General features: G+C 65.5%; 28 protein-coding genes. 14 read left to right on the top strand and 14 right to left on the bottom strand.

Going from position 1 to position 26089, the window contains the following annotated elements:
• Positions 1-193: 193 nt before the first annotated feature.
• Entirely contained in the window at positions 194-1291 is a 1098-nt protein-coding gene (locus tag ACODSP_RS16000) for an asparaginase (RefSeq protein WP_488966564.1), read from the bottom strand.
• Positions 1292-1391: 100 nt separating this feature from the next.
• Between ACODSP_RS16000 and ACODSP_RS15995 the strand changes: the two genes are divergently transcribed.
• Together ACODSP_RS15995 and ACODSP_RS15990 are read left to right on the top strand one after the other, a co-directional pair.
• Positions 1392-1958: a TrmH family RNA methyltransferase gene (locus ACODSP_RS15995; RefSeq protein ID WP_488966563.1), complete on the top strand. Its 567-nt coding sequence runs from the start codon at positions 1392-1394 to the stop codon at positions 1956-1958.
• 92 nt (positions 1959-2050) lie between these two features.
• The gene (locus tag ACODSP_RS15990; RefSeq protein WP_488966562.1) at positions 2051-2377 is read left to right on the top strand and encodes a hypothetical protein; all 327 of its coding nucleotides are present in this window, start codon (positions 2051-2053) and stop codon (positions 2375-2377) included.
• Positions 2378-2386: 9 nt separating this feature from the next.
• On the opposite strand, the gene ACODSP_RS15985 is transcribed toward ACODSP_RS15990, so the two are convergent.
• The gene (locus tag ACODSP_RS15985; protein ID WP_488966561.1) at positions 2387-3088 is read right to left on the bottom strand and encodes a RibD family protein; all 702 of its coding nucleotides are present in this window, start codon (positions 3086-3088) and stop codon (positions 2387-2389) included.
• A 231-nt stretch (positions 3089-3319) separates the two neighbouring features.
• Here ACODSP_RS15985 and ACODSP_RS15980 point away from each other — a divergent pair, with 231 nt between their 5' ends.
• The gene (locus tag ACODSP_RS15980) at positions 3320-4105 is read left to right on the top strand and encodes a substrate-binding periplasmic protein (RefSeq protein WP_488966560.1); all 786 of its coding nucleotides are present in this window, start codon (positions 3320-3322) and stop codon (positions 4103-4105) included.
• A 25-nt stretch (positions 4106-4130) separates the two neighbouring features.
• Here the strand turns inward: ACODSP_RS15980 and ACODSP_RS15975 are convergent, their stop codons facing one another.
• From ACODSP_RS15975 to rdgB, 3 genes are all read right to left on the bottom strand, one after another.
• A complete protein-coding gene (locus ACODSP_RS15975) occupies positions 4131-5408 on the bottom strand; it encodes an MFS transporter (protein ID WP_488966559.1) in 1278 nt (425 codons plus the stop codon).
• 189 nt (positions 5409-5597) lie between these two features.
• The gene (locus tag ACODSP_RS15970) at positions 5598-5975 is read right to left on the bottom strand and encodes a VOC family protein (protein WP_488966558.1); all 378 of its coding nucleotides are present in this window, start codon (positions 5973-5975) and stop codon (positions 5598-5600) included.
• Between the two features lie 83 nt (positions 5976-6058).
• Positions 6059-6676: an RdgB/HAM1 family non-canonical purine NTP pyrophosphatase gene (gene rdgB, locus ACODSP_RS15965; RefSeq protein WP_488966557.1), complete on the bottom strand. Its 618-nt coding sequence runs from the start codon at positions 6674-6676 to the stop codon at positions 6059-6061.
• Between the two features lie 216 nt (positions 6677-6892).
• On the opposite strand from rdgB, the gene ACODSP_RS15960 reads away from it, so the two are divergent.
• The gene (locus ACODSP_RS15960; protein WP_488966556.1) at positions 6893-7036 is read left to right on the top strand and encodes a hypothetical protein; all 144 of its coding nucleotides are present in this window, start codon (positions 6893-6895) and stop codon (positions 7034-7036) included.
• A 6-nt stretch (positions 7037-7042) separates the two neighbouring features.
• A complete protein-coding gene (locus ACODSP_RS15955) occupies positions 7043-7318 on the top strand; it encodes a type II toxin-antitoxin system RelE/ParE family toxin (RefSeq protein WP_488966555.1) in 276 nt (91 codons plus the stop codon).
• Between the two features lie 49 nt (positions 7319-7367).
• On the opposite strand, the gene rph is transcribed toward ACODSP_RS15955, so the two are convergent.
• Positions 7368-8087 carry a ribonuclease PH gene (gene rph / locus ACODSP_RS15950; protein WP_488966554.1) on the bottom strand — a complete coding sequence of 240 codons (720 nt, stop codon included), beginning with the start codon at positions 8085-8087 and terminating at the stop codon, positions 7368-7370.
• 155 nt (positions 8088-8242) lie between these two features.
• Here rph and hrcA point away from each other — a divergent pair, with 155 nt between their 5' ends.
• Entirely contained in the window at positions 8243-9280 is a 1038-nt protein-coding gene (hrcA, locus tag ACODSP_RS15945) for a heat-inducible transcriptional repressor HrcA (RefSeq protein WP_488966553.1), read from the top strand.
• A gap of 127 nt (positions 9281-9407) precedes the next feature.
• Positions 9408-9992, top strand: a complete 585-nt coding sequence (gene grpE / locus ACODSP_RS15940) for a nucleotide exchange factor GrpE (RefSeq protein ID WP_488966552.1) — start codon at positions 9408-9410, stop codon at positions 9990-9992.
• 201 nt (positions 9993-10193) lie between these two features.
• Here grpE and ACODSP_RS15935 read toward each other — a convergent pair whose 3' ends face one another.
• The 5 genes from ACODSP_RS15935 to ACODSP_RS15915 form a co-directional block, all read right to left on the bottom strand.
• Positions 10194-10829, bottom strand: a complete 636-nt coding sequence (locus tag ACODSP_RS15935; protein ID WP_488966551.1) for a MarC family protein — start codon at positions 10827-10829, stop codon at positions 10194-10196.
• Between the two features lie 102 nt (positions 10830-10931).
• The gene (gene smc / locus ACODSP_RS15930; protein ID WP_488966550.1) at positions 10932-14513 is read right to left on the bottom strand and encodes a chromosome segregation protein SMC; all 3582 of its coding nucleotides are present in this window, start codon (positions 14511-14513) and stop codon (positions 10932-10934) included.
• 30 nt (positions 14514-14543) lie between these two features.
• Positions 14544-15185, bottom strand: a complete 642-nt coding sequence (locus tag ACODSP_RS15925; protein WP_488966549.1) for a DsbA family protein — start codon at positions 15183-15185, stop codon at positions 14544-14546.
• A 68-nt stretch (positions 15186-15253) separates the two neighbouring features.
• Complete coding sequence (locus tag ACODSP_RS15920; RefSeq protein WP_488966548.1) at positions 15254-16861, bottom strand: peptide ABC transporter substrate-binding protein; 1608 nt, start codon at positions 16859-16861, stop codon at positions 15254-15256.
• A 79-nt stretch (positions 16862-16940) separates the two neighbouring features.
• Positions 16941-18515: a peptide ABC transporter substrate-binding protein gene (locus ACODSP_RS15915; RefSeq protein ID WP_488966547.1), complete on the bottom strand. Its 1575-nt coding sequence runs from the start codon at positions 18513-18515 to the stop codon at positions 16941-16943.
• Between the two features lie 154 nt (positions 18516-18669).
• Here ACODSP_RS15915 and ACODSP_RS15910 point away from each other — a divergent pair, with 154 nt between their 5' ends.
• Both ACODSP_RS15910 and ACODSP_RS15905 read left to right on the top strand, forming a co-directional pair.
• Positions 18670-19407 (top strand): TerC family protein, encoded by a 738-nt coding sequence (locus tag ACODSP_RS15910; RefSeq protein WP_488966546.1) that lies wholly within the window; start codon positions 18670-18672, stop codon positions 19405-19407.
• Between the two features lie 83 nt (positions 19408-19490).
• The gene (locus ACODSP_RS15905; protein WP_488966545.1) at positions 19491-19856 is read left to right on the top strand and encodes a winged helix-turn-helix domain-containing protein; all 366 of its coding nucleotides are present in this window, start codon (positions 19491-19493) and stop codon (positions 19854-19856) included.
• 184 nt (positions 19857-20040) lie between these two features.
• Here ACODSP_RS15905 and dapB read toward each other — a convergent pair whose 3' ends face one another.
• Complete coding sequence (gene dapB, locus ACODSP_RS15900; RefSeq protein WP_488966544.1) at positions 20041-20838, bottom strand: 4-hydroxy-tetrahydrodipicolinate reductase; 798 nt, start codon at positions 20836-20838, stop codon at positions 20041-20043.
• Positions 20839-20901: 63 nt separating this feature from the next.
• On the bottom strand, positions 20902-21837 hold the full coding sequence (locus tag ACODSP_RS15895) for a zinc ABC transporter substrate-binding protein (RefSeq protein ID WP_488966543.1): 936 nt from the start codon (positions 21835-21837) through the stop codon (positions 20902-20904).
• A 113-nt stretch (positions 21838-21950) separates the two neighbouring features.
• Here ACODSP_RS15895 and znuC point away from each other — a divergent pair, with 113 nt between their 5' ends.
• Positions 21951-22811: a zinc ABC transporter ATP-binding protein ZnuC gene (gene znuC / locus ACODSP_RS15890; RefSeq protein ID WP_488966542.1), complete on the top strand. Its 861-nt coding sequence runs from the start codon at positions 21951-21953 to the stop codon at positions 22809-22811.
• Positions 22804-23589 (top strand): iron chelate uptake ABC transporter family permease subunit, encoded by a 786-nt coding sequence (locus tag ACODSP_RS15885; RefSeq protein WP_488966589.1) that lies wholly within the window; start codon positions 22804-22806, stop codon positions 23587-23589. The genes znuC and ACODSP_RS15885 overlap by 8 nt, the downstream gene beginning before the upstream one ends.
• Before the next feature lie 2 nt (positions 23590-23591).
• Here the strand turns inward: ACODSP_RS15885 and ACODSP_RS15880 are convergent, their stop codons facing one another.
• Positions 23592-23795, bottom strand: coding sequence for a DUF1902 domain-containing protein (locus ACODSP_RS15880; protein ID WP_488966541.1), 204 nt, complete (start codon positions 23793-23795; stop codon positions 23592-23594).
• 421 nt (positions 23796-24216) lie between these two features.
• On the opposite strand from ACODSP_RS15880, the gene ACODSP_RS15875 reads away from it, so the two are divergent.
• From ACODSP_RS15875 to ACODSP_RS15865, 3 genes are read left to right on the top strand one after another with little or no spacing between them, the layout of a single operon-like run.
• Positions 24217-24930 (top strand): RNA polymerase sigma factor, encoded by a 714-nt coding sequence (locus tag ACODSP_RS15875; RefSeq protein ID WP_488966540.1) that lies wholly within the window; start codon positions 24217-24219, stop codon positions 24928-24930.
• Entirely contained in the window at positions 24927-25457 is a 531-nt protein-coding gene (locus ACODSP_RS15870; RefSeq protein WP_488966539.1) for a hypothetical protein, read from the top strand. The genes ACODSP_RS15875 and ACODSP_RS15870 overlap by 4 nt, the downstream gene beginning before the upstream one ends.
• Positions 25454-26053, top strand: a complete 600-nt coding sequence (locus ACODSP_RS15865) for a periplasmic heavy metal sensor (protein ID WP_488966538.1) — start codon at positions 25454-25456, stop codon at positions 26051-26053. Before ACODSP_RS15870 ends, ACODSP_RS15865 begins: the two co-directional genes overlap by 4 nt.
• Positions 26054-26089: the final 36 nt, after the last annotated feature.

The following is a 26089-nucleotide window of genomic DNA, read 5'->3' as shown; positions in this document are numbered from 1 at the left end:
GTCGTTGAACCCTCACCCTCCCAAACGCTGGTGCGTTCGGGCCCCTCCCTCTCCCACCTTCGTGGGCGAGGGGCGGAACCTATTTAGCCCCTCGCCCGCTTGCGGGAGAGGGAGGGGCCCGGCGGCTCCAGCCGACGGGAGGGTGAGGGAACAACGGTTGAGATGCGGGGTGAGGGAGCGACGGTAGGTCCGCTCAGAACCCCGCCTCAACCGCCCCGACCTTCACGCCCGCCCGATTGCGCAGTGCCGGATTGACCAGCGGCTGCAACGCCGTCCAGTCGGCATCGGTCAGCAGGCCCAAACGGCGCAGCACAGCTGCCATGGCGGGGCCGGCGGCGCGTTTGGCGCCATCATCGATCTTCACCGCGATGGCGATGCCTTCTTCGGGAATGATCCCGACGCTGACGCCTTCCGCCCCGGCCTTGGACAGGATGCGGCTGCCAACCGCCTGCATGAACAGCGTGTCGAACCCTTCGGTCCCGCTGACTAGTTCAGGGTGCGCGCCCCAGGCCGCCAGCAGGCGCTGCGCCGCGTCGGCGCGGGCCGACGGCAAATCCTGCGGGTCGGCCATCCGGGCCATGCCGAAGGCCAATGCCTCCAAAGGCAACCCGATGGTGGGGATGGAACAGCCATCAATACCCCAGGGCGCGCCCGTCAGGTCCTGGGCCGTCACCTGCTCCATGACGCCCAGGATACGCTGCTGCACCCGGTGCTGATAATTCACATAGCCACGGATGGCCTCCCCCCGGTGCAGGGCGGTGGTGACCATGCCGGCATGTTTGCCCGAACAATTATTGTGCAGGGTCGTCGGCTCCTCCCCCCGGCGCAGCATCGCTTCCCAGGTCGGGACCGAATAGGGGGCGTGGCAGCCACATTCCAGGTGGTCCTGTGTCAGGCCAATGCGCGACAGCCAGGCGGCGACACGGGTCGTGTGCATCGGTTCGCCATCATGGCTGGAACAGGCCAGTGCCAGCTCCTCACTGCCCAGGCCGAAGGCATCGGCGGCGCCGGTTTCCACCAGGGGCAGGGCCTGCAACGCCTTGTTGGCGGAACGTGGGAAGGTGATGGCCTTTACATCGCCAAAGCTGGCCAGGACATGGCCATCGGCACCCACCACCACGGCACGACCGCGATGGATGCTTTCCACCAGCCCGCCGCGCGTCACCTGAATCAGGATGGGGTTGGTGCTGTCGTCGGGCAGGCGCACGGCGACGCCGCCCGTGGGGCCGGTTTCGGGATGGTGATGGCTGCAGCCGGGACCGTGGATATGGGGCGGGTTGGGATCGGGCATGACCGGCGCGCAGGCGAGGGATGGGGGCAGGCACCTTGCCCCGACAGCCCTTTCCATGCAAGGAGTCGCGGCAATTCCCCAATCTCAGTATCAGGTCATCATGCGCGGCTATTTCGCCCTCGGCGCCGAAGGCATCAGCAAATCTGGCAATCTCGGCACCATCATGCGGACGGGCCACGCGTTCGGCGCCAGCTTTGTCTTCTCCGTGAATGCTGTGGTCGACATGAACGAGCTGCGTGTCACCGACACGTCGGGCGGGGTTGACCATGTGCCCTATTATGGCTGGGGTTCGATCGGAGAGATGGCCTTGCCGGAGGGCTGCCAGCTGGTCGGGTGTGAGCTGACCGACGATGCGGCGGAACTGCCCAGCTTCCGCCACCCGCTGCGTGCCGCCTATGTGTTCGGGCCGGAACGAGGCAATCTGTCGGCTGCCATGCTGGCGCGCTGCGACCATGTCGTGAAGATCCCGACCAAGTTCTGCGTCAATGTCTCGGTTGCCGCTGCCATCGTCACCTATGACCGCATGATCAGCCTGGGCCGCTTTGCCGAACGGCCCGTGCGCGTGGGCGGCCCGCGCGAGGCCATGGCGGATCATGTGCATGGCAGGGTGCGGGTGCGGAACAAGGAAAGCCTGCGCATGCGTCCGCTGCTGGGCGGGTGGGAGTAAGCCATCTTCCGTGCAGGTGGGAACAAAGGCGTCTGCCACCCATTTATGATATGTTGGGTTTATCGATCATGAGGCCCGCCATGTTTGCTTGCATGCGTATCCCTGTCCTTTTCCTGCTGTTCCTTGCGCTGGCCGGTCCCGTCGCCGCCCAGAATGCCAAGCCGCAGCCCGAGATGATGGACGAGGTGATCGTAACCGCGCCGCGCAACGGGGAGCCCGACTTCCAGGAAGCGCAGGAATACCACCAGAAGGAATATCAGCGCCTGCATGCCATGTTCGGCAAGGAGCTGCCGGCCCAGCCGCGTGGCGATCAGGTCTTTGCCGCCGGTGGCGCCATGGACGGCCCCAATGACCGTTCCGCCGCGCGCGATCAGGTACAGAACGCGCCGCGCCTGCGCGATACGTTCAGCGGTAATTGAGTCCCGCCTCTATGCCGTGAGTGATGGTGCCGCCGGTATGCCGCGTGGTTCCGGATTCTCCATATCGATCACTGCGATATTGCCCAAGGTGCGCGTCGATAGGATGCGCAGGCGATTATCCGGCCCGTGCAGGAATGGTCCGGGACCCGCCAGACGGGGGGCTGCCGCCCGTCCCACCATGAAGGGCGCCACCGCCACGCGCAGCCGGTGAAAGGCGCCGGCGGCCAGGAACTGTGTCAGCACCTGGCAACCCCCCTCGACCATCAGGCGCTGGATGCCCAGCCCCGACAGGCGGGAAAGGATGCCGGCAACGCCGTCATCACCCAGGGCCACGATCTGCGCCGCCGACGACAGGCGCGCACGCAGGGCGGGCAGGGACGGCTCCGCACACAGGACGATGACGGGGCCGCCCTGTCTGAAAAAGCATGACTCTGGGTCCAGCCCTTCTCCGCTGCGTGTCACCACCACCTTGGCCGGATGGTCCGGCATACCGCGTTCACGGCGCGCGGCGGTCAGGTCGGGATAGCGGACCGTCAGGCGCGGCTGATCGCGCCGCACGGTACCGGCACCGACCAGGATGGCATCGCAGTCGGCACGGACGGCATGCATGTCCCGGCAATCCTCCTCACTGGACAGCACCAGCCGTTCACCGCCATCGGTATCGATATGGCCATCCAGTGACATGCAGACGGACAGGTGAACCCGTTCCATGTGTCGCTTCCCCGCGTTACCGGTGTTAAGGGTGGGGCGGTGGATCGCTTCTGTCTAGTGCCGCCGCCTTTTTAAAACGGGCCGACAGGATCAATAGTTCCGTAGGCGAACTTTGACAGTCCCGATGCGCGTGGCTGCAATCCATTCGGACAGGTTGTCATGAATTGACAGGGATTGTCGCGATGATTACCACCCATGCCTAAAATTTGAGCCAAGTAACGGGGTGTGGTGATGCGGCGCATGTATGGACGGTTGGGTTTGGTGGCTCTTCTGGCATTGGCGACGGCGATGGCGTCTCTGCCGGCGGGCGCCGCCGAGGTGAAGTTGCGGGCTGACAGCTGGTGCCCCTATAATTGCGAACCGGGCAACCGGCCCGGCTACCTCATTGAGATCGTGCGGGCCGCCTTGGAGCCGGCGGGGCACAAGGTGGATTACCAGCTGATGCCCTGGACCGAGGCGCTGGCCGCCGTGACGGCCGGTACGGCCACGGGTGCGGTTGGCGCCACCAAGGAAGAAGCGCCGGGTATGATCTATCCCGGCCTCAGCCTGGGCATGTCACGCCCCACCCTGGTCATCCGCAAGGGCAAGGAGACCAAGGATTTCAAGGTGACGAACCTGGACGCGCTGAAGGCTGTGCGTTTCGGGTCGATCAAGGATTACTTCTACAGCACGGAAGTGAATGCCTTCATCGACGCCAACAAGGGTTCCCCCAACATTGTGCAGGTGTCCGGCGACAATGTGACCGAGGATCTGGTCAATCTGCTGATCGACGGCAAGATCGATGCGATGGTCGAGGACAGCAATGTCGTCGACTTCCTGCTGGAATCGAAGGGTTATCGCAACCTGTTCAACTATCACGCGCTAGGTCAGCAGACGAGTGTATCCATCGGCTTGTCGCCCAAGGATCCCAACAGCGCCGCCTATGCCAAGCTGATCGATGCCAAGGTGGCGGAGCTGCGCAAGAACGGGCAGCTGACGGCCATCCTGGACAAATATGGCGTGAAGGACTGGCAGTAAGCTTTGGCCCTCCGGAAGCCCGGCCTTATCCCCCGGAACTGCCCTTCACCATCGCCTTCACGCGGTGGCTGACATCGGCATTCCGGGGCAGTCGGCGTTCAAGGGCCCAGATTAGCGGCGGTGCCAACAGGGTGACGGCCAGGGAAACCAGGGCCACATCCTCAATATGAAGCAGTTCCCCCTTGGCGCCGGTAGTCAGCATGGCCGATCCGGCAAGCGCCGCCAGACCGCCGGCCACCTGTGTCACGGATTGGGTCAGGGCCATGAAGCCGGCGCGATCAGCAGGGGCCGGCACCTTGGACACAGCCGCACTCTGCGCCACCATGCGCGCGCTGTTGAAGACCATGAAGCCGGGCACTAAGGCCACAACGGGCAGTGCCGCCCAGTACCAGTCATAGTAGAGCAGCCAGATCAGGGTTGCCAGGCCCAGGGCCGTCCCGGTTGTGACCGGCGCCGACCCATAGCGGTCAACCAGCACCCCGGTCGCCCGCATTCCAAAAAAGCTCAAAACCCCGCCAATCATATACAGCAGGCCCAGCTGTTCGCGCGGGAAACCCAGATTGAACTGCACGAAGACCGCCATATTGGTGATCAGCATGAAGCTGGGCACAATGGCGATGAAGGACAGGGCGAAGGCCAGTACCGGCAAGGTTCCACGCGCCACCCGCAACAGATGTGATGGTGCCTCCCGCAGGGGGGCGGGTGGGGTTGTCATATGCGTGCGCTGCGGCCCCAGCAGGCGCAGCGCGATCAGGATGATGACAAGGCCCAGGCCCGCCACCACCAGGAAGGGCACACGCCAGCCGAACAGGTGTGACAGTTCAAGCGCCGCCGGAATACCCAGCACGGCACTGATCGACAGCGACCCCATGACCATGCCCATGGCCTTGCCCCGTCTTTCCGCCGGGACATTGTCGGCCACAATGGCCACCGACAGGGCCCCCGCAGGGCCGCCGAACAGACCGGCCAGGCCCCGTGCGGCCAGCAGTGACCAGAGATCGACGGACAAGGCAGCCGCCACATTGCACAGCACCAGCCCCACCATGCAGATGCCCAGGGCGGGCCGCCGGTCGAACCGGTCCAGCACCATGGCGGCCAGCAGGCCGATGATGGATGAGGAGATCGTGTAGGCGGCCAGAACCCATCCGACCCGCGCCGTATCAATGCCCAGATCCATCGCATAGTCTGGGCCCAGCGGCATGACCACCATGAAGGACAGGACGCTGACAAATTGTACCGCCGTCATCAGCCAGGCGATGCGGCGCTCTTGCACGGGCAGGGAGGACAGGGGCGGCTCCACCATCGGCAGGTTGCATATGGTGGGACCTTGATAATGCCATGCGGGCTGTCCGTCTATCGAACAATGCCCGCCAACTATGCCGGACCCCGTGAATTTGCCCCCGGCGGTGACATGCGCAACAAGCCCTGTCCGAACAAGGGGGTATAACAGCGGGCCGCCCACGGTTTTCACCCATGCGCGGCCCGCGCCGGATCAGGTCGAACACGTCATTACAAAGGCGTTCAGCTTGTTGCCGTCCAGGTCCCGGAAATAGCCAGCATAGAAACTATCGCCACGCGGGCCCGGCGGGCCTTCGCAGGTGCCGCCCTGCGACATGGCGATATCATACAGGCGATGGACCTGGTCCTTGTCCTTGGCCTCAAACGCCACCATGACGCCGTTGCCGACGCTGGCGGCGTTGCCGTCAAACGGCTTCATCAGTGCCACGCCTGCCCCGCCATTGGGATTGCCCCAGGCAATGCCCGTCGGGAATTCCATCATACGACCGGTGCCCAGTTCCTTGGCGATGGCATCATAGAATACGGCACCGCGCGCCAGGTCATTCGTCCCCAGCGTTACATATCCGATCATTGTTTCCCCCAGATCATGCCCCGCCACAGCCGGCGGGGCGATGAGAACAATACCAGAACATCCTAATGAAGCCGAGTCCCTTTTCAGCCCGTCTGGAAACAACGCGCCTTCAGTTTGGCGAAGGCATCGGCGCGGTGGCTGATGGCATGCTTCAGGCCCGGGTCCATCTCCCCGCAGGTGATGTCATGGCCGTCGGGAATGAAGATCGGGTCATAGCCGAAGCCGCGTGCACCACGCGCCGGGAAGGTCAAGCGGCCTTCAAACCGACCCTCCACCGCCTCGACATGCCCGTCGGGCCAGGCCAGGGCCAGGGCACAGACGAAGGCGGCGCGGTCGCCCTTGCGGTCTGCTGATGCCTCCAGCGCCCCGCGCACCTTCTCCATGGCCAGGGTGAAATCCTTGGTCGGCCCGGCCCAGCGCGCGGAATAGACACCGGGGTCGCCGTTCAGACCGTCCACCGACAGCCCGCTATCATCAGCCAGTGCCGGCAGGCCCGACGCGATGGCCGCCGCCCGCGCCTTCAACACCGCATTGCCGATATAGGTGGTCTCCGTCTCCTCCGGCTCCCCCAACCCCAGTTCGCCCGCACTGGGAAACGTCGCGACATGGTCTTTCAGCAGCGCCGCGATCTCCGGCACCTTGCCCTTGTTATGGGTAGCGATCACCAGCGTGTCGCCGGTGAAGAGGCGGGGATTGGTCATGGGGGCTCCGGGTGGATTAGCCGTCAAAGTAGGGAAATGCCGAGTTGCGGTCCTAGATATAGCGGCTTTCGCCAGAAGGATTGAAGACAGTTCAAGGCATTGCCGCGGTCACAGTCGTCGGTGTGCCCGCGCATGCACTGTTCCATGTTGGTAGTGTCAGCATCATCATGCTATCTTCAGCATATGGATGGACATTCACAACCGATCATCGTCCCCTTGCCGGACGATGTTGAACAGGCCCTGCGCATGGCGGAAGCCGGCGTGCGGGATGGTCGGGTTGTGGATCATGGCGATGTGCGCCGGTGGTTGCTTTCATGGGGTGCGGCGGAGGAATTGCCGGTGCCAAGCATCCGTTCCTGATTGCCGATGCCGATTACCTGGACGGCGGAGGCCATTGGCGATCTTCAGAGCATCAGGCTTTACATAGCTGATTTTAACCCAGCGGCGGCGAAGGGCATGGCCCGACGTCTGCTGGATGCCGCCGAGGGGCTGGTAACCTTTCCTGCCCGTGGTGAACGGGTCGCGGGGAACCGGCGACGCCTGAGTACCGTGCCGCCTTACAGTATTTACTACCGGCTGGAGCGTGAACAGGCGGTGATCCTGCGTGTGCTTCATGACCGCCGGGATCTCTCGACCTTGTGACCCGTATCCCGGCAGGTTCAAGGCCTGCAAGGATACGGGTGTTTGCCTCTTACAACCCCAACGCCTGACGCTGCAGTGCCGTCAGCTCGCCGATGCCCTTGCGGGCCAGCGCCATCAGGGCCATGAACTCGCTCTCGTCAAACGGCTTGTCTTCTGCCGTACCCTGGATTTCCACGATGCCGCCACGGCCGGTCAGCACGAAATTGGCGTCGGCGCCGGCATTGCTGTCTTCGGGGTAATCCAGATCCAGGACGGGCACGCCATTATAAAGGCCGCAGGAAATGGCCGCGACCTGATCGATCAGAGGGATGGCGGACAGGGTGCCGGCGCGCACCAGATGCTGAAACGCCAGATGCAGGGCGACATAGGCGCCCGTGATGCTGGCGGTGCGGGTGCCGCCATCGGCCTGGATCACGTCGCAATCGACCTTGATCTGCACTTCGCCCATGGCCTTCAGGTCGGTGACGGCGCGGAGCGAACGGCCGATCAGGCGCTGGATTTCCTGGGTGCGGCCCGACTGCTTGCCCTTGGCGGCCTCACGGTCGGTGCGGGTGTGGGTGGAACGCGGCAGCATGCCATATTCCGCCGTCACCCAGCCCTGACCCTTGCCACGCAGGAAGGGGGGGACCTTCTCATCCACGCTGGCGGTACACAGGACATGCGTGTCACCGAACTTCACCAGGCAAGACCCCTCCGCATGGCGGGAGAAATTGGTCTCCAGGCTGACGGGGCGGAGCTGATCGGCCAGGCGGCCAGAGGGGCGGGTCATGATGTCTTCCATTATCCTTGGGTGTCCGGCCATCGTCATAGCAATGGGGGTGCGGCTGCGTCCAGCCATGGTATGGTCTTCCCTCCATTGATTTGGCCGGTGCCGCCGACTAATCTTCTTAACGAATGCAACGGCAAGGGACCGGTGCGAAAGGCATGATCACTGAGCTGAACCAGCGGTCGCGGGAGATTTTCCGCCATATCGTGGAAGCCTATGTCCAGACCGGCGAGCCGGTGGGATCGCGCACCCTGTCGCGGCGGCTGACGGCCACGCTGTCGCCCGCCACCATCCGCAACACCATGGCGGACCTGGAGGAACTGGGCCTGCTGATCTCCCCGCACACATCCGCCGGGCGCATCCCCACGGATGCGGGCCTTCGCATGTTCGTGAATGGCCTGCTGGAGGTGGGCGACCTGACGGAGCGGGAGCGGGAGGATATCGAGGCCACCTGTTCGGCGCGTGGTCGGTCGGTGCCGGAGGTGCTGGAAGAGGCTACCAACCTCCTGTCCGGCCTGTCTTCCTGCGCCGGTCTGGTCCTGGCGCCCAAGACCGACCGCCCCCTGAAACATATCGAGTTTGTCAGCCTGTCGCCGGGCCGGGCGCTGGTGGTGCTGGTGACCGAGGATGGGCTGGTGGAGAACCGGGTGGTGGAAGTGCCGACCGGCCTGCCGCCATCCGCCCTGCAGATGGCCAGCAACTATCTGAATGCCCGCGTCGTGGGCCGCACCCTGGCGGAGGCCCGCGCCTTCATCCTGAAGGAGCTGGAGGAACAGAAGTCCCAGCTGGACAGCCTGACGCAGAAGGTGGTGCAGACGGGGCTTGCCACATTGTCCGGCGCGCGGGGTAGCCAGGGCTATCTGATCGTGCGCGGTCAGGCCAAGCTGCTGGAGGATGTCACCGCCATATCGGACCTGGAGCGCATCCGCACCCTGTTCGAGGCGCTGGAAACGCGCGAGCAGATGCTGCGCATGCTGGACGCGACGGGCAAGGCCGAAGGGGTGCAGATCTTCATCGGGGCGGAGAATGATCTTTTCTCCCATGCCGGCTGTTCGATGATCGTCAGCCCCTATGCCAACACCAAGGAACAGATCGTGGGCGCCATCGGCGTCATCGGCCCCACCCGCATCAATTATGCCCGCATCATCCCCATGGTCGATTATACCGCAAAGCTGATCGGCAGGTTGATGGGGTGACCACCTCTTGCGGTAGCAGGGGGCGGCACCCTATTTCTGGGTCACGGCATCTCGACAGGCGGCTTAATCCCGCCTAAACCAGAGGGCCGTTTTCCACCCCCTAGATTTCCCAAGGGCAAGTTCCGCGATGACCGACACGATCAACACCCACGACAACGACCCCAGTGCAGAGCCCGCCGTCCAGGCCGGCACGACCGAGGCCGGTGCCGAGGCCGCGGCCCGCGTCGCCCAATTGGAGGCGGAGGTCGCGTCCCTGAAGGACCAGATGCTGCGCACCCTGGCCGAGACGGAGAATGTCCGCCGCCGGGCCGAGCGTGAGCGCGAGGACACTGCCAAATACGCCGTCGCCAAGTTCGCCAAGGAACTGTTGGCTGTGGCCGACAATCTGCGCCGCGCCGTGGAGGCTGTGGGCGAGGATGTGCGCGCGGAGAATCAGGCCGTGGGCAACCTGCTGACCGGTGTGGAAGCCACCGAACGCCAGTTGCTGGCCGCCTTCGACCGCGCCGGTATCGCCAAGGTCGAAGCCATGGGCACCCCCGCCGATCCGAATTTCCATCAGATCATGATGGAGATCGAAAATACCGGTAAGCCCGCCGGCACCGTGGTTCAGGTGCTGCAGGCCGGCTACACGATCCATGGCCGCCTGCTGCGCGAAGCCATCGTCGGTGTCGCCAAGGGCGATGTCGGCGGCCATGTGAATACCAGCGCGTAATAATAGCTGTGGCACCTTCCCCCTCCCGCCCGCTGTTCGGGCCTGGGAGGGCAAAGGTGCTGTCTATACCAGACGCCTCGGCTGATGACCGTAGGTCGCGGGTGAGCGTGAGCGAACCCCGACAAGCGACGGTCCCATTGAATGTCGGGGTTCGGCATGCGCCTCACCCGCGACCTACGGTGGGTGACAAAGGCTTTGGTATTACGTCATCCAGCCGGGGAACAGGGCCCGCAGGCCGGCGGCGATGATCTCCACCGCGACCGCGGCCAGCAGCAAGCCGGTCAGGCGGTTCATGACGTTCAGGCCGGTCTGGCCCAGCTTGTTGCCGATGGGTACGGCCAGACGCAGGGTCAGCAGCAGAAAGGCGCAGACCGCCAGGATGCAGCCGACCAGCACGGCATAATGCTCCCAGCCCACGCCGCGCTGTGCCTCGATGATGACGGCGGAGATGGAGCCGGGACCGGCCAGCAGGGGCAGGCCCAGCGGCACCACGCCAATGGCTTGGCGCGTACCGGCCTCATCGGCTTCCTGCGGCGTCTGCTTCATGCCCGATACGGTGGCGTTCAGCAGCGACAGGGCGATCAGCAGCAGCACGATGCCGCCGCCCACCCGGAAACTGGCCAGGCTGGTACCCAGCACGGTCAGCACCGCATCGCCCAGAAAGACGGAACTGACCAGCACCGTCGCCACCGTCATGACGGCGGAAAGGGCGATGGAGTTACGTTCCTTGGCTCCACGCCCCTCCGTCATGCCCAGGAAGATCGGGATGGCGGCGAACGGGGTCAGGATGGCGAACAGCGCGATCAGGAAACGTGAATATTCGGACCAGGCTTCCATGAAATTGTCCGGTAATTGGTCCCCTTCAGGGGAACGTTGGATTGCGGGCCGAACCATAGCATGGATGACGGGGCCGAATGGAAGGGGGTGCTGGCATGAGCGTTAGGCATCCACCATCTCCGCCGCCTTCTCCAGATCGACGCTGACCAGCTGACTGACGCCGCGTTCCATCATGGTCACGCCGAACAGCCGGTGCATGCGGGCCATGGTCAGGCGGTGGTGGGTGACGATCAGGAAGCGGGTGGCCCCGCTGGCCGCCATTTCCTCCACCATGTCGCAGAAACGACCCACATTCGCCTCGTCCAACGGTGCATCCACCTCGTCCAGCACACAGATGGGGGCGGGGTTGCACAAGAACACCGCGAACAGCAGCGACAGGGCCGTCAGCGCCTGTTCCCCGCCGGACAGCAGGGACAGGACCTGCAATTTCTTGCCCGGCGGGCTGGCATAGATCTCCAGCCCCGCATCCAGCGGATCATCCGATTCGGTCAGTTTCAGATGCGCCGCCCCGCCGCCGAACAGCTTGGTGAATAGGCGCTGGAAATGCCCGTCCACCAGATCGAAACTGGCCAGCAGCTTCTCCCGCGCCTCGCGATTGATGGCGCCGATCCCTTGGCGCAGGCGGGCAATGGCGGCGGTCAGGTCGTCGCGTTCGCCGGTCAGCTTGGCGGTCTCCGCCTCCATCTCGGCCAACTCGACCTCGGCCCGCAGATTGACGGGGCCGATGCGCTCCCGGTCTTCCAGCAGGCGCGACAGGCGCTGTTCCAGCTGTGACGGCGCGGGCATCTCATCGTCCGGGTCGATACCGGCGGCGGCCAGAACCTCCCCCGGCTCGCAATCCAGCTTCTCGCGGATACGTTCCACCAGACCGGCCAGGGCGTTCAGCGACTGCGCCACCGCCGCCTCGGCATGGGCGCGGGCCTCACGCGCGTCGGCAAGGGCGCTTTCGGCCTTGCGTACGGCCTGTTCGGCCTGGGTCTGGGCGGTTTCCGCTTCTGCCAGGGCATCGCCCGTCTGGCGGCGGCGGCGTTCGGCGGTGGCGATATGGCCACGCAAATTCTCCCGCTCCGCCGCGATTTCCAGCGGGCGTTCGGTCAGGGCTTCCAGCTCCGCCCGTCCTTCCTCAGCCCGCTCGGTCAGTTCCGACAGGCGGCTGGCCGCCCCCTCGACACGGGCTTTCCAGGACAGCTCTTCGGCCTCCAGGCTGGACAGGCGGCGGCGGCGCTGTTCGGCGTCGCGCTTCACCCGGTCCACGGCCCCTTGCGCAATCGACAGGTGCCCGCGCTGTTCGGCCAGATGGCCGCGCGCATCGGCCACCGCCATGCGCGACAGGGTGGGGTCGGGCAGATCGTCCAGGGCACCCTGCGCCTCTGCCACCAGCGTTGCCGCCTCGCCCCTGTCGCTGGTCAGCAGGTCAAGGGATTGCACCATGGCGTCGCGCTTGGACCGCGCGGCGGCGGCTTCGCTGACCAGCCGCGACTGGGCGCTGCGGGCCTGATCGACGGTGGTGAAGGCGTGGCGCACGGCGTCGCGCGCCTGCCGGTCGCCGGCCTGGGCTGCCTCCTGCGCCCGCCGGGCCGTCAGGATGGCGGCATCGGCGGCGGCACTGGCATCCCCATGGGCCTTGCGTGCGGCGGACAGGTCGGCATCGGCCTGGGTCAGCGCTGTTTCAATCTCGGCCAGCCGGTTGCGCTGGGTCAGACGGATGGCCGCCGCCGTGGGCGCGCCGGGTGTCGTGGTCAACCCGTCCCAGCGCCAGGCCCCGCCATCGCGGCTGACCAGGATTTGCCCTGGCGACAGGGTGGGGGCCAGCCGCCTTGCCATGGCCGCATCGGCCACCAGCCCGATATGCGACAGGCAACGCGCCATCTCCACCGGGGCCTTCACCTGCGCCGACAGCGGTTCCACCCCCGCCGGCAGGGGGGCGGTGATGTCCAGCGGCGGCAGGGTGCGCCAATGCCGGGCCGCCGCCTCATCCAGCGGTGCCGTCAGATCGTCCCCCAGGGCGGCGGCAAGCGCCTGTTCATAGCCGGCGGCCACCGTGACGGCATCGATCAGCGGTGGGAACAGGTCTTCCTCTTCCAGATTCAACAGCGCGCGCAAGCCATCGCGTTCGGCGCGCAGCTGCGTATCCCGCGCCTCCGCCTGTGACAGGGTCGTGCGCGCCGCCGCCATGCTGGCCTGCCCGTCGCTGCGGGCCTGTTCCAGGGCGCTGTCGGCTTCCTGCTTGGCGATTTCCGCCTGCTCGGCGGCTTCACGCGCCAGTTCCAGCCGCTCCTCGGCCAGGGCCAGCGCCTCTGCCGCTGCTTCCAGGGCGGTATCGTCGCCGATCTTCGCGTCCAGGGCCGCCAATTGTGCCGCCTGCTCCGACAGGCGTTTTTCCAGGGTGGCCAGCCGCCCCTGGGCATCACGCAGGCGGTTGCCGGCGGCGCTGTGGGCCGCTTCCTCGGCTGCCGATTGTTCCAGGGCGCGGGACAGGTCGCGTTCCCCCACCTCCACCGCGTCACGGGCCGTCAGCAGCGCTTCTTCGGCGGCCTCCAGCTCCATCGCCTCCTCGGCCTGCGCGTCCAGCAGGCCGGCCCGTTCCTCGGCCAGACGGGCGGCGGCACTGTCGGCATCGGCGGCGAGCGCGCGTTCGCGGGCAAGGTCGGTGGCCAGTTGCGCCAGACGCCGCTGCATGGCGCCATGCGCCTCCTTGACCCGCGCCTCTTCGGCGTCAAGCTGTTCGCGCGCCACGATCAGGCGCTGCAACGCGGCACCGGCGGCGGCATCCTCCTGCCGCAGGGGGGGCAGGGCTGCCGCCGCCTCATCGCGGGCGGTGGCGGTGCTGCTGACGGCCAGCATCTGGTCGCGCACGGCGGTATCGGCGGCGGCGTGGCCGTCGCGGGCGCGGTCCAGCAGGCGGTTCGCCTCGTCCCAGCGCTGATGCAGCAGCTGCGCCTCGGCCCGGCGGATATGGTCCTGCACCTGCCGGTAGCGCTGGGCCTGGCGGGCCTGCTTGCGCAGGCCCTGCAACTGCCCATCCATCGCGGCCAGCACATCCTCCAGCCGTGTCAGGTTGGTTTCCGCCGCGCGCAGGCGCAATTCCGCCTCATGCCGCCTCGCATGCAGGCCGCTGATCCCCGCCGCTTCCTCCAGCAATTGCCGCCGGTCGCCGGGCTTGGCATTGATCAGGGCACCGACGCGGCCCTGGCTGACCATGGACGGGCTGTTGGCGCCCGATGAATGGTCGGCGAACAGGATCTGCACGTCGCGGGCGCGCACCAGCTTGCCATTGATGCGGTAATCCGACCCCGACCCGCGTTCCAGCCGGCGCGTGATCTCCAATTCTTCGGCGTCGGTGAAGGGCGGGGGCGCGGTGCGGGCATTGTTGCCCAGCACCATCGTCACCTCGCAGATATTGCGGGCGGGACGCGTGGCCGTTCCGCCAAAGATGACATCGTCCATATCCTCGCCCCGCATGCGCTTGGCTGAGGTTTCGCCCATGGCCCAGCGCAGGGCTTCCAGCAGGTTGGACTTGCCGCAGCCATTGGGGCCGACAACACCCGTCATCCCCGGCTCGATCAGCAGCTCTGTCTGATCGACGAAGGATTTGAAGCCGGAAAGACGGAGTTTCGCGAAATGCACGGGCGGCCGGGGGGTCGGATATGTCGGGGCAATGACAAAGGGGTGGCGCTTATGCACCACCCCTACCGCACCTGTCGATGACAGACTTTACGAAGCCTTGCGCTTGGCGCCGGCCTTGACCACGGCGTCGGTCAGCTGGTCCAGATAGGCACCCGCGATGACATATTCGCCGTTCACGATGAAGGTCGGTGTGGAATTGACCTGATGTTCCTGCTGGGCCGTGTACTGGCTCTTGATGATGAAATCTTCCAGCGGCTTGGTCGCCATGCAGGCATCGAACTGCGCCTGCGACACGCCGGCCAGCTTGCCGATATTGGCAAGGTTGGCCAGGAAGTTCTGGTTCAGCCAGGTGGCCTGGCTGTTGAAGATGGCGGATTTCAGGGCCTGGGTCTTGGCCCCGCCGGCACAGCGCATCAGCATATGGGCGCGCAGGCCCGGACCGTTCAGCGGGTAGTCGCGGAAGATCAGCTTCACTTCGCCCGTGTCGATGAATTCCTTTTTGAAGGTCGGGAACATCTCCTTCTCGAAATGCGCGCAGTGCGAGCAGGCGAGCGAGGCATATTCGACCACCGTCACCTTGGCGTTCGGATTGCCATAGACGATGTCCGCCGTCGCGCCCTTCACATCGATAACGGGGGCTGCCTGACCCATGGCGGGCAGGGCGGGCGCCAGGGACAGGGCGGCACCGGCGGCCAGGATGTGGCGACGGGAAAAGTCAGAACCGCTCACGGATGTGATCTCCACCAGGGGAATGTTTGCGCCGACGATAGGGGATGATGATGGCGGCGGCAAGGCGCTCACGGTGCCACCTCCAGATATTGCGACAGGTTGAAATCCAGCGGGTTGGGGGTCCAGCCCTTGATACGCGGATCGACCAGCCGGCGACGCGTATTATGGGTCAGCGGCACGATGCTGTTGGCCGCGAGTGCCAGCGTCTCGGCCTGCTTCAGCAGGGCGATGCGCCGGGCCGGGTCGGTGCTGGCATTGGCCTCGTCCAGCAGCCTGTCATAGGCCGGGTCCTTGTATCCGGGCAGGTTCTGCTGCTCCACGTCGCTGCGGAACAGTTGCAGGAAGGAATTGGCATCGGGATAGTCGCCGATCCAGGCGTAATACATGATATCCGGATAGGATTTCTGGTTGCCGATATTGGCCACCACGCGGAATTCCTGATTGTTCAGCCGGGTCTTCACACCCAGCTTCTGCCGCCACATGGCGGCCACGGCCACCACCACCTTGCGGGCATTGTCGTTGGTGTAGTGCAGAATCTCGATCTCGGGCAGTTCCTTGCCCCCCGGCCCATACCCGGCTTCGGCGAACAGCTTCTTGGCCAGCTCATCGCGCTGTGCCTGGGGCTGTGCCGCCCAATCGGGGCGCGGCGGCTCGTATCCGCCGACATTGCCGGGCGGGGTGAAGGTATAGGCCGGCTTTTCGCCGCCCCCCACCACCTTTTCGGCCAGAACCTCCCGGTCCACGGCCAGGTTCAGGGCGGCGCGCAGCTTGGGCGATGACTTCCAGGGCTCGTTCTTCAGATTGAAGGACAGGTAATAGGTGGAATAGGTCTGCCCCGCCCGGAACGCCGCTGGCAGGTTTTCCTTGGCGAAATTGATCTGCGGATTGGGCAACGTGTCGGTGACCAGCAACTCCCCCGCCCGGAACTTCTTGAATTCCGTATCCTGATTATCGATCGGGTAGGAGAAGACAGTGTCGATCCTGACCTTGGCCGCGTCGTAATAGAATGGGTTCTTCACCGTCTTGATATGCGACTGCGGCAGATACTCGGCCAGCGTGTAGGCACCGTTGGAGACAAGGTTGCCGGGGCTGGTGAAATTCTCCCCGAACTTGTCGATATTGGCCTTCTGCACCGGTGCCATGGCCACATGCTGCAACGAGGCCAGGAAGTAGCCCGTGGGCCGTTCCAGCGTGACCTTCAGGGTGCGGGCATCCACCGCCTCCACGCCCAACTTGTCGGTCGGCATCTTGCCCACCGTCACCGCCTGCCCGTTGGCCAGCGGCCAGACGAAATAGGCATAGGGAGAGGCGTGCTTGGGATCGGCCAGCCGGCGCCAGGAATAAACGAAATCCGCTGCCGTGACGGCTGTGCCGTCCGACCATTTGGCATCGGCGCGCAGCGTGAAGGTGTAGACCCGGCCATCAGCACTGACGCTTTCGCTTTCCGCCACCGCCCGGCGTCCCTGGCCCTTGGCGTCCAGCGTGTACAGACCCTCGAACAGGTCATAGATGATGCGGGCAGCGGGCTGCAGTTCCGACTTGGTCGGGTCCAGCGTGTCGGGCGTGGCGCCCGTGCCCCGGCGATAGACCATTTCGGCCTGTGCGGCGGGGGACAGCGTCAGGGGTGCCAGGGCGGCCAGGGCCAGCAGCGGCAGAAGGCGGAAGCTTTTCATCATTGTTCCAATGCGTAGGTCAGGTCGAGCCGGAGGCGAGCCCTGACGGGCGCGGATGCCGGTGACTGTCAGCCCGAGAATGTCAGCCCTTGATATCCAGGAACCGGGTTGGGTTCTGGTCCAGCGGCGCCTTGGTCCAGCCGGTGACGCGCGGATTGACCAGACGGCGGCGGGTATTGTGCATGATGGGGATCAGGGGCGTATCCGCCTGATACAGCGCCTCAGCCTGTCCCAGCAGGGTGAGGCGTTCCGCCGGGTCCAGGCTGGCATTGGCCTTATCCAGCAGGGCATCGTACGCCTTGTTCTGATAGGCGGGATAGTTCTGCTGGGCCACGTCGCTGCGCAGCAGTTTCAAGAAATTGATCGGGTCGGGGAAATCGCCGATCCAGCCGTAATAAAGCGCGTCCTTATAGGTCTTCTGATTGCCGATGGAGGAGACGACGCGGAATTCCTGGTTGTTCATCACCACTTCCACGCCCAGCTTCTGCTTCCACATGGCGGCCACGGCGACCATCACGCGCTTGTTGTTCTCATTCTGGGTCAGCAGGATTTCAACGGGCGGCAGGGGCTTGCCCCCCGGCCCGTACCCGGCCTCGATCAGCAGCTTCTTCGCCTGTTCATCGCGTTCCTTCTGCGACAAGGCGGCCCATGCGGGGCGCGGCGGCTCATACCCCGCCACCTTGCCGGGCGGGGTAAAGCTGTACGCCGGGCGCAGGTCACCGTTCAGCACCTTGTCCACGATGATCTCGCGGTCGATGGCCATGGACAGGGCCTGACGCAGCTTGGGCGTCGACTTCCACGGCTCATGCGTCAGGTTCAGGGCCAGGAAGAAGGTGGAATAGGTGGGGGTTGGCGTGTAATCGGCTGCCGCCTCCTTGCGCGCCCAATCCACCGCCGTGACGGGCAGGGTGTAGGTCACGTCCAACTCGCCCGCGCGATAGCGCTTCAGTTCGGTATCCACATTCTCCGTCACGATATGCATGACGGTATCGATCTTCACATTGACCGCATCGCGGAAATACGGGTTCTTCACCAGCTTCAGATGCGTCTGCGGCACCATCTCGGCCAGCTTGTAGGCGCCATTGCCCACCTGTCCGGGGGTGGTTCCCTCCTTCACCGGCGACATCGACTGATGCGCCACCTGACCCAGGAAATAGGCGGCGGGTTCGGTCAGCTTCACGCGGAAGATCAGGTCGCCCACCGCCTCCACCCCCAGCTCGGTCGGCGGCTTGGTCCCCGCCGTCACGTCCTTGCCGTTCACAATGGGCCAGACATAGTAGGCATAGGGGGAGGCCTGCTGCGGGCTGGCCAGACGGCGCCAAGCATAGACGAAATCCTTGGCCGTCACCTTCGACCCGTCCGACCAGCGGCCATCGGGGCGCAGGTTGAACGTGTAGGTCTTGCCATCGGGGCTGATCTCCCAGCTGGCGGCGGCCCCTGCGATGGGCTTGCCATCCGGCCCTGGCGTCAGCAGCCCTTCATACAGATCATAGATGACGATGGATTCGGGGTGCAGATCGGCCTTGCCCGGATCGATGGTGCCGGGGGCGGACCCGATGCCGCGCCGGAACAGTGTTTCCGCCATGGCGTTGACAGGGGCGATCAGGGGCAGCAGGACCAGGGAGGAGAGCAAAAGCGAGCGGGCCAGACGGCGCATGGGCTTGGTTTTCCCTCATGAGCATGGATTGCGGCCACGCTATGCCCTCTCCCGTCTGCCCGCAAGGTCCGCTGCTGTCATATTGCAGGGCGGCAAATGGCCCCACTATGGTGCTATCCTTAACAAATCATTTCCTCGGGGCAGGTGGAAACAAATGTTTGAGTGGATCTATGACCCGCATGCGTGGGCCAGTCTGGCGACCTTGACGGCGCTGGAGATTGTGCTGGGCATCGACAACATCATCTTCATTTCGATCATGGCCAACCGGCTGCCAGAGGCGCAGCGCGCCAAGGCGCGGCAACTGGGTCTGGCACTGGCCTTGATCATGCGGTTGGGCCTTCTGGCCTCCATCGCCTGGATCGTGTCGCTGACAGAGCCATTGTTCACGATCTTTGATCTGGCCATTTCGGCCCGCGATCTGATCCTGCTGGGGGGCGGCCTGTTCTTGCTTTACAAGGGCACACAGGAAATCCACCACACGATGGAGGGCCAGCACGAGGAAGAGGGCAAGTCCCGTGCCGTTGCCACCTTCGGTGGTGTCATCGCCCAGATCATGGTGCTGGATATCGTCTTCTCGCTGGACAGCGTCATTACGGCCGTGGGCATGGCCAGTGACCTGCCGGTGATGGTCACCGCCGTCATCATCGCCGTTGCGGTCATGTTGTTCGCCGCCGGCCCTACGTCGAAATTCGTGCAGGATCACCCGACGGTAAAGATGCTGGCCCTGGCCTTCCTGATCCTGGTGGGCGTGGCCCTGATCGCCGATGGCCTGCATTTCCACATCCCGAAGGCCTATCTCTACTTCGCCATCGCCTTCTCCATCGGTGTGGAAAGCCTGAACCTGATCGCTGCCAAGCGACGCCGGGCCAAGGCGGCCAGCAGCGGGCATTGACGAAACCCGCCCTTGCGGCACAAGTGTGTGGGGCGGCTGGCGACAGCCGCCCCTTTCCTTTTCACGGCCCCCGGATTGCGCCCATGACCCGCCTGACCCTGCGCCTGGACTTCGCCAATGGCAGCCAGATCGGCCCCGGCAAGATCCGGCTGCTGGAAGCCATCGCGGATACCGGCTCCATCGCGGCGGCGGGCCGGTCCATGGGCATGTCCTACCGCCGGGCCTGGCTGCTGGTCGACCAGATCAACCGCGCCTTTACGCAGCCCGCCGTGACGGGACAGACGGGCGGTAGCGGCGGCGGCGGCACTGCGCTCACCGACTGGGGCCGCGAACTGGTGGCGCTCTACCGGCAGGTGGAGGCGGAAAGCCGTACGGCCAACGCGGCGCCCCTGGCGCGGATGGAGGCGATGCTCGACCCGAACGCCAAGGCCGCCGGTGAAGTGGAATGAGAGTTCAGGGGGGGCTGAAACTCAACGAATTTGAGCATCTCCGCCTCCCCGGCGAACGCCGGGGCCCAGGGGCCACGGGCTCGACGCCGGTGCTGCGAACAGCGAGGCAGGTGGAAAAGTTGACGCTTGGGACCCCTGGGCCCCGGCCTTCGCCGGGGAGGCGATATAAGAATCTCAACAGGTCCTACAGCCCCAGAACATCATCCATGGAGTAAACCCCCGGCGCCTTGCCGGCAGCCCACAGGGCGGCGCGGACGGCACCTCGGGCGAAGATGGCGCGGCTGCCCGCCTTGTGGGACAGTTCCAACCGTTCGGCCTCCGTCGCAAAGATGACGGTATGGTCGCCCACCACATCCCCGCCGCGCAGGGTGGCGAAACCGATATCGCCCACGGTGCGGGCACCTGTGTGCCCGTCGCGCACGGCATCCTTCACATCGGCCAGATTGACGCCACGCCCGGATGCGGCGGCGTGACCCAGGGCCAGGGCGGTGCCGCTGGGCGCATCCACCTTGTGCCGGTGATGCATCTCCACAATCTCGATATCCCAATCATCGCCCAGGGCGGCCGCCACCTTGCGCACAAGGCCTGCCAGCAGGGTGACGCCCAGGCTGAAATTGGCGGCCACGACCAGGGGGGCCTTGGTGCCGGCCTCTGCCAGCTTGGCATGGTCATCGGGCGACAGGCCGGTGGTGCCGACGATCAGGGCGGTTCCATGCTGTACGGCCAGGGCGGCATAGGCGACCGTGGCGGCGGGGGCTGTGAAATCGATGACGGCATCGCTGTTGGCGAACAGGGCGGCGGGATCGTCCGTGATCACGACACCGATGGGATCGGCCCCGATCAGCGTGCCCAGGTCGCGACCGATGGCGGCGGAACCGGGCCGTTCGGTGGCACCCGACAGGGTGGCGGCTTTGTTGCCCAGAACCTCACGGATCAGCATCTGACCCATGCGGCCGCTGCCGCCCACGATCCCGATACGCATCGCTATCCCCTGCTGCTCTCAAAAACGAATGGGCAGAACGGATAGCATGCCGGGCGTCCGGGATCAGCCCCCGGAAAGGCAATCCACCAGTGAGCGCAGGTTGAAGCGCATCAACTGTCCATAAAGGTCCGGCCCGTCGGGAATGTTCGCCCCTTCGGGGTCCAGAACGCCGGTACGGGCCTTGGTCCCCTGCGCCAGGGTGCGGACCAGGGCCGGTTCGAACTGCGGCTCGGCAAAGATGCAGACGGCACCGGCCTGATTGATCCGTTCACGCAAGGCCGACAGCCGCGCCGCCCCCGGCGGCTGATCGGGCGAGACGGTGATGGCACCGGCGGCGTTCAGGCCGTACCGGTCCTCCAGATAATGATAGGCATCATGGAAGACGATGAAGGGCCGGTCCTTCAGCGGCGTCAGGGCCGCGCGCATTTCCGCGTCCAGAGCATCAATTGACTGTTTCTGCCGCGCGGCATTGGCCTGATAGGCCGGGGCGCGGGCAGGGTCCAGGGTCGACAGGCGCGCGGCGATCAGGTCGGTAATCACCTTGGCGTTCAGCGGGTCCAGCCAGACATGACCGTCACTGCCCAATTCGGCATCGGGCCTGTCCTCATGCGCATGGTCATGATCATGGGCCTCCCACGCCCCGCCCTTGCGCACCGGCAGGACACGGACGGCCATTTCCTTGACCAGGGTCAGGACCTGCGCGTCACGGGCCAGGGTGGATAGCGGCTTCTCCAGGAAGGTTTCCACACCCGGCCCCGCCCAGACCACCAGTTCGGCACCCGACAGCGCCTTGGCATCCGATGGGCGCAGGGCGAAGGCATGCGGATTGGCGGCCCCGCGCACCAGCAGATAGGGTTCCCCCACCCCCTGCATCACGCCGGAGACCAGCGAATGCAACGGCTTCACCGTCACCACCACATCGGGTGGCGGCGGAGCGGCCAGTGCCGGCAGGGCGATAAGGCCGGCCAGCAGGGCGGAAACGGACAGAAGGCGCAACATGGACAAGGACCCGGTACCGGAGGACTGATCTGCAAATGTGTTATAATGTAACGTTTGTCAAGGCGGCGGGCATGGCGTAAACCCTGCGGGATGCGCAGGGCAGCCCAGCCAGCATGCGCCAAAGGAGCCGCCCTTTGACAGCCCCCCCGTTATTGGAAGCCCGGAATATCAGCCTGACGCGCGGCGACCGTGCGGTTCTGGACAATGTCTCCTTGTCAGTGGGTGCAGGCGAGATCGTCACATTGATCGGGCCGAACGGGGCCGGCAAGACCAGCTTGGTGAAACTGTGTCTGGGGCTGGTGAAACCGGACAAGGGTACCGTTTCGCGGGCACCGGGCCTGAATATCGGTTATATGCCGCAACGTCTGGCCGTCGATGTCACGTTGCCCATGCCGGTCGCACGCTTCCTGTCGCTCTGGTCCCGCGCCACGCGGGCGGAGATGGCGTGCGTGCTGGCGGAGGTGGGGGCCGAACATGCCATCGACCGGGCCATCCAGACCCTGTCGGGCGGGGAATTGCAGCGTGTGCTGCTGGCCCGCGCCCTGCTGCGCCAGCCCGACCTGCTGGTCCTGGATGAACCGGTGCAGGCGGTGGATGTGCATGGACAGATCGAACTGTTCGAACTGATTGGGGCCATCCGCAACCGGCGCGGCTGCGGCGTGCTGCTGGTCAGCCACGATCTGCATCTGGTGATGGCCCGGACCGATACGGTGATCTGCCTGAACCGGCATGTCTGCTGCCATGGCAAGCCGGAGGATGTGTCGCGCCATCCCGAATATGTCGCCCTGTTTGGCCGGCATGCTGATGCCCTGGCCATCTATCACCACAGCCATGACCATTCCCATGCCGATGATGGCTGTGTCGTGCCGGTGGGGCTGGAACATACCGGACATGGCGACCATCATGGCTGCGGCCATGACCATCACCATCATCACGGCCATGATCATGCGCACGGGGGGCACCACCATGGATGATTTCCTGCTGCGCGGCTTGCTGGCCGGGATCGGGCTGGCGCTGGTCACGGGGCCGCTGGGCTGCGTCATCGTCTGGCGGCGCATGGCCTATTTCGGGGATACGCTGTCGCACTCGGCCCTGCTGGGCGTGGCGCTGGGTTTCCTGACCGGGATCGGCACCCAGACGGGGATCGTGCTGGTCTGTCTGGCCATCGCCCTGGCGCTCACCCTGTTGCAGGAACAGAAACGGCTGGGCAGCGATACGCTGCTGGGCATCATCTCCCACTCCACGCTCAGCCTGGGCATGATCGCGCTCGCCGTGCTGGGATCGGTGCGGGTGGACCTGCTGTCCTACCTTTTCGGCGACATTCTGGCCGTGGGGGATGCCGATCTCTACGCTATCTGGGGCGGTGGGGCGCTGGTGCTGGCGCTGCTGGCCTGGATATGGCGGCCCTTGCTGGCCCTAACGGTGGATGAGGATCTGGCGCGGGTGGAGGGGGTTCCGGTGCGGCGCGTGCGTCTGGGCTTCACCTTGATGATCGCCGTCATCATCGCGCTGGCCATGAAGATCGTGGGCATCCTGCTGGTCACCGCCCTGCTGATCATCCCCGCCGCCGCCGCCCGCCGTTTCGCCCGGGGGCCGGAGGCGATGGCCGTCCTGTCGGCCCTGATCGGGGTGGGGGCTGTGGCGATGGGATTGGGTGCCTCGCTCCAGGTCGATGTGCCCACCGGCCCCGCCATCGTGGCCGCCGCCGCCGCCCTGTTCCTGGCCAGCCAGGCCGTGCCCGCGCGGGGGTAATGTCAGGCGATGGCGATTGCTGCCGTCGTGAAGTCAATCTTGTGCCGATTCAGCGACACAAGCTCCGGCACCAGGACGGACAGCTTGTCCCGCATGGCCTCAACCGTCGGCGCTTCCGCCACCAGTCCCGGCACGTCGCTGTCATCGACATACCAGACGGAAGCTTCTGCATCCCATTCGATGGTGACGTTGAACGCCTGCTGCACCTGATGCCTCTACATTGTCGCGCCTGCTTGGCCGCGCAAAAGTAAGGATGGTGCTTTTCGGGGGCCGCTTCAATCCACAAAAAGAAACCCCCGCCGCCCAGGCAGGGGCGACGGGGGCAGGCACTCTGGAGAGAGGAACTAAACATAGGTTAGGGGATGCTGCCCCCGGCGCCGGTGCCGCCGTTGAAGGGGCGGGCTGGCGGGGCCGGAAGACCGGGGGCAGGCTTCCCATCTATCGCGGTGCCGACGGTGGATGGGGCGTCCGGGGCCGTCGGCGGTGACCGGTGCTTTGGGGTGGGATGGGCACCGGCCCGCGATATTGCTTTTACGCAACACGCAAACAGTTCCTGTCGCGACGGCTCAAAAATATTTTCGACCGATGGGCGATGGTCCCGCGTGGCCTGCGACAGGGATTTGCGCCGTGGCCCGTGGAAAGGGCATGCTGGCGATGAAGCGGCTTCCGTCACCGCTGGACCTGCCGGGGCGTGACGCCCGGGGGTCCGGTATGGCCGGACGGGATCGACATAAGGATACGCAGGTGACCGTGACCGGTATGGTTCTTGCGGAACCCATGGTGGATGACGACACCCTGCTGGCGCGGATCGCCGGCGGGGACCGGGGGGCGTTTACGGTACTGGCGACACGCCACACCGCCCGCGCCCTGTCCGTGGCGCAACGCGTCCTGAACAACGCGGCGGAAGCGGACGAGGTGGTGCAGGAGGCCTGGGTCAAGGTCTGGACCAAGGCCGGTCAGTGGGAAGCGGGCGGGTCAGCCCGGTTTTCCACCTGGCTGCACCGGGTTGTCGTCAATCTCTGTATCGACCGTCGTCGCAAACAGGGGTTCGAGGCGTTGGAAGATGCTCCGGATGTGCCTGATCCGTCACCCGCCGCCGGTTCGCTGATCGCACGGCGGCAAATGTCGGAAACCATCGCGGCGGCCCTGGCCGGGCTGCCGGAACGGCAAAGGGTGGCTGTCTCCCTTTGTTATTACGAGGAAATGAGCGCCGCCGAGGCCGGGCGGATGCTGGACCTGTCGGTGCCGGCGGTGGAATCGCTGCTGGCCCGTGCCCGCCGCGCCCTTCGGGGCCGGCTCACCGCCCTGGGGATCACGGGCGTTGGGGAGAATGAAGAATGAGGGAACCGATCAACGGCGCAGGCGGGATGGAGGCCATGGGGATGGCCGCCTTCCAGGCCCTGCTGGAACAGTATGGGGCCGAACCCAGGCGATGGCCCGATGATTTGCGCAAACCCGCACAGGCACTGTTGGCCCATTCCGTCCAGGCACGGGCCGAACAGCATCGTGCGGCCATGCTGGACGCGATGCTGGACCGGCTCGATGCGCCCGTGATCAGCGATGATCGCGTGGCCCGTGTGGTGGCCGGTGCCCTGGGTGACCTGCCCGTGCCGGGACTGGTACGGCGCCGCGTCCCTTTTTCGCAGCGCGTCGGGGATATGCTGGGGGGATGGCGTCAGGTCTGGCCACGGGCAGCCGGTCTGGTCGCCTGTACGGCCGCCGGCATCCTGGTCGGGGCCTTCAACCCCGTCACCTCCACGGCCGCCGGCGGCATGGGCGGGGAGGGCGCGGTCACCACCGCGACCACCGCCAGTGACCTGCCCAGCGCGCTGTTCACCCCTTCCGCCCTGGAAAGCCTGTTCCAATGACCCGCGACCGTTTGATACAGACCGCGCTGCTGGCGTCGGTCGGCCTGAACCTTTTCCTGTTGGGCACCATGGTGCCGCGCTGGCTGGGGCCGAAGCCGCCTTTCGGTGACAAGATGGTGATGATGGGACCGGACGGGCCGGGTGGCCCCGGCGGTCCGCTGTTCGCCATGCACCGGATGATGGATGATCTGCCCGAAGCCGACGCCAAGATCCTGAAGGAACATTTCGGTTCCGACATGGAAAAGATGATGGAGAAGGCAAAGTCCTTCCGGGATCGTATCGACCGTCTGCGCGATCTGATGCGGGCCGATCCATTTGACTCCGCGGCCCTGCGTACGGAACTGGAAAGCGTCGCCGCCGACCGTCAGGCGATGGAGAAGGCGCAGACCGACCGGATCATCGAGGTACTGGGCAAGCTGTCGCCGGAGGGCCGCCGCCGTCTGGCGGAGATGCGTCCGCCCCGCATGATGATCAATGAACACCGGATGCATGGCGGGCCCGATATGCGGCCCCCGCCGCCCGGTGGCATTCCGCTGGACCCGGATCGCGCCCCCATGGCCGCCCCGCCGCCGCCCCCGCCGGAAGAGGGCAGGTAACAGCAGCGCTGGTGTCCGCCCATCGGCCCAGGATGC

Source organism: Niveispirillum sp. FG156 (assembly GCF_057809555.1).
This window is presented reverse-complemented; position numbering and strand designations above follow the sequence as displayed.

Bases quoted from the DNA above. Each gene is read 5' to 3' on its own strand.
- ACODSP_RS16000 (WP_488966564.1), bottom strand. From the start codon at position 1,291: ATGCCCGATCCCAACCCGCCCCATATCCACGGTCCCGGCTGCAGCCAT.
- ACODSP_RS15995 (WP_488966563.1), top strand. From the start codon at position 1,392: ATGCGCGGCTATTTCGCCCTCGGCGCCGAAGGCATCAGCAAATCTGGC.
- ACODSP_RS15990 (WP_488966562.1), top strand. From the start codon at position 2,051: ATGCGTATCCCTGTCCTTTTCCTGCTGTTCCTTGCGCTGGCCGGTCCC.
- ACODSP_RS15985 (WP_488966561.1), bottom strand. From the start codon at position 3,088: ATGGAACGGGTTCACCTGTCCGTCTGCATGTCACTGGATGGCCATATC.
- ACODSP_RS15980 (WP_488966560.1), top strand. From the start codon at position 3,320: ATGCGGCGCATGTATGGACGGTTGGGTTTGGTGGCTCTTCTGGCATTG.
- ACODSP_RS15975 (WP_488966559.1), bottom strand. From the start codon at position 5,408: ATGGTGGAGCCGCCCCTGTCCTCCCTGCCCGTGCAAGAGCGCCGCATC.
- ACODSP_RS15970 (WP_488966558.1), bottom strand. From the start codon at position 5,975: ATGATCGGATATGTAACGCTGGGGACGAATGACCTGGCGCGCGGTGCC.
- rdgB (WP_488966557.1), bottom strand. From the start codon at position 6,676: ATGACCAATCCCCGCCTCTTCACCGGCGACACGCTGGTGATCGCTACC.
- ACODSP_RS15955 (WP_488966555.1), top strand. From the start codon at position 7,043: ATGCCGATTACCTGGACGGCGGAGGCCATTGGCGATCTTCAGAGCATC.
- rph (WP_488966554.1), bottom strand. From the start codon at position 8,087: ATGACCCGCCCCTCTGGCCGCCTGGCCGATCAGCTCCGCCCCGTCAGC.
- hrcA (WP_488966553.1), top strand. From the start codon at position 8,243: ATGATCACTGAGCTGAACCAGCGGTCGCGGGAGATTTTCCGCCATATC.
- grpE (WP_488966552.1), top strand. From the start codon at position 9,408: ATGACCGACACGATCAACACCCACGACAACGACCCCAGTGCAGAGCCC.
- ACODSP_RS15935 (WP_488966551.1), bottom strand. From the start codon at position 10,829: ATGGAAGCCTGGTCCGAATATTCACGTTTCCTGATCGCGCTGTTCGCC.
- ACODSP_RS15920 (WP_488966548.1), bottom strand. From the start codon at position 16,861: ATGATGAAAAGCTTCCGCCTTCTGCCGCTGCTGGCCCTGGCCGCCCTG.
- ACODSP_RS15915 (WP_488966547.1), bottom strand. From the start codon at position 18,515: ATGCGCCGTCTGGCCCGCTCGCTTTTGCTCTCCTCCCTGGTCCTGCTG.
- ACODSP_RS15910 (WP_488966546.1), top strand. From the start codon at position 18,670: ATGTTTGAGTGGATCTATGACCCGCATGCGTGGGCCAGTCTGGCGACC.
- ACODSP_RS15905 (WP_488966545.1), top strand. From the start codon at position 19,491: ATGACCCGCCTGACCCTGCGCCTGGACTTCGCCAATGGCAGCCAGATC.
- dapB (WP_488966544.1), bottom strand. From the start codon at position 20,838: ATGCGTATCGGGATCGTGGGCGGCAGCGGCCGCATGGGTCAGATGCTG.
- ACODSP_RS15895 (WP_488966543.1), bottom strand. From the start codon at position 21,837: ATGTTGCGCCTTCTGTCCGTTTCCGCCCTGCTGGCCGGCCTTATCGCC.
- znuC (WP_488966542.1), top strand. From the start codon at position 21,951: ATGCGCCAAAGGAGCCGCCCTTTGACAGCCCCCCCGTTATTGGAAGCC.
- ACODSP_RS15885 (WP_488966589.1), top strand. From the start codon at position 22,804: ATGGATGATTTCCTGCTGCGCGGCTTGCTGGCCGGGATCGGGCTGGCG.
- ACODSP_RS15870 (WP_488966539.1), top strand. From the start codon at position 24,927: ATGAGGGAACCGATCAACGGCGCAGGCGGGATGGAGGCCATGGGGATG.
- ACODSP_RS15865 (WP_488966538.1), top strand. From the start codon at position 25,454: ATGACCCGCGACCGTTTGATACAGACCGCGCTGCTGGCGTCGGTCGGC.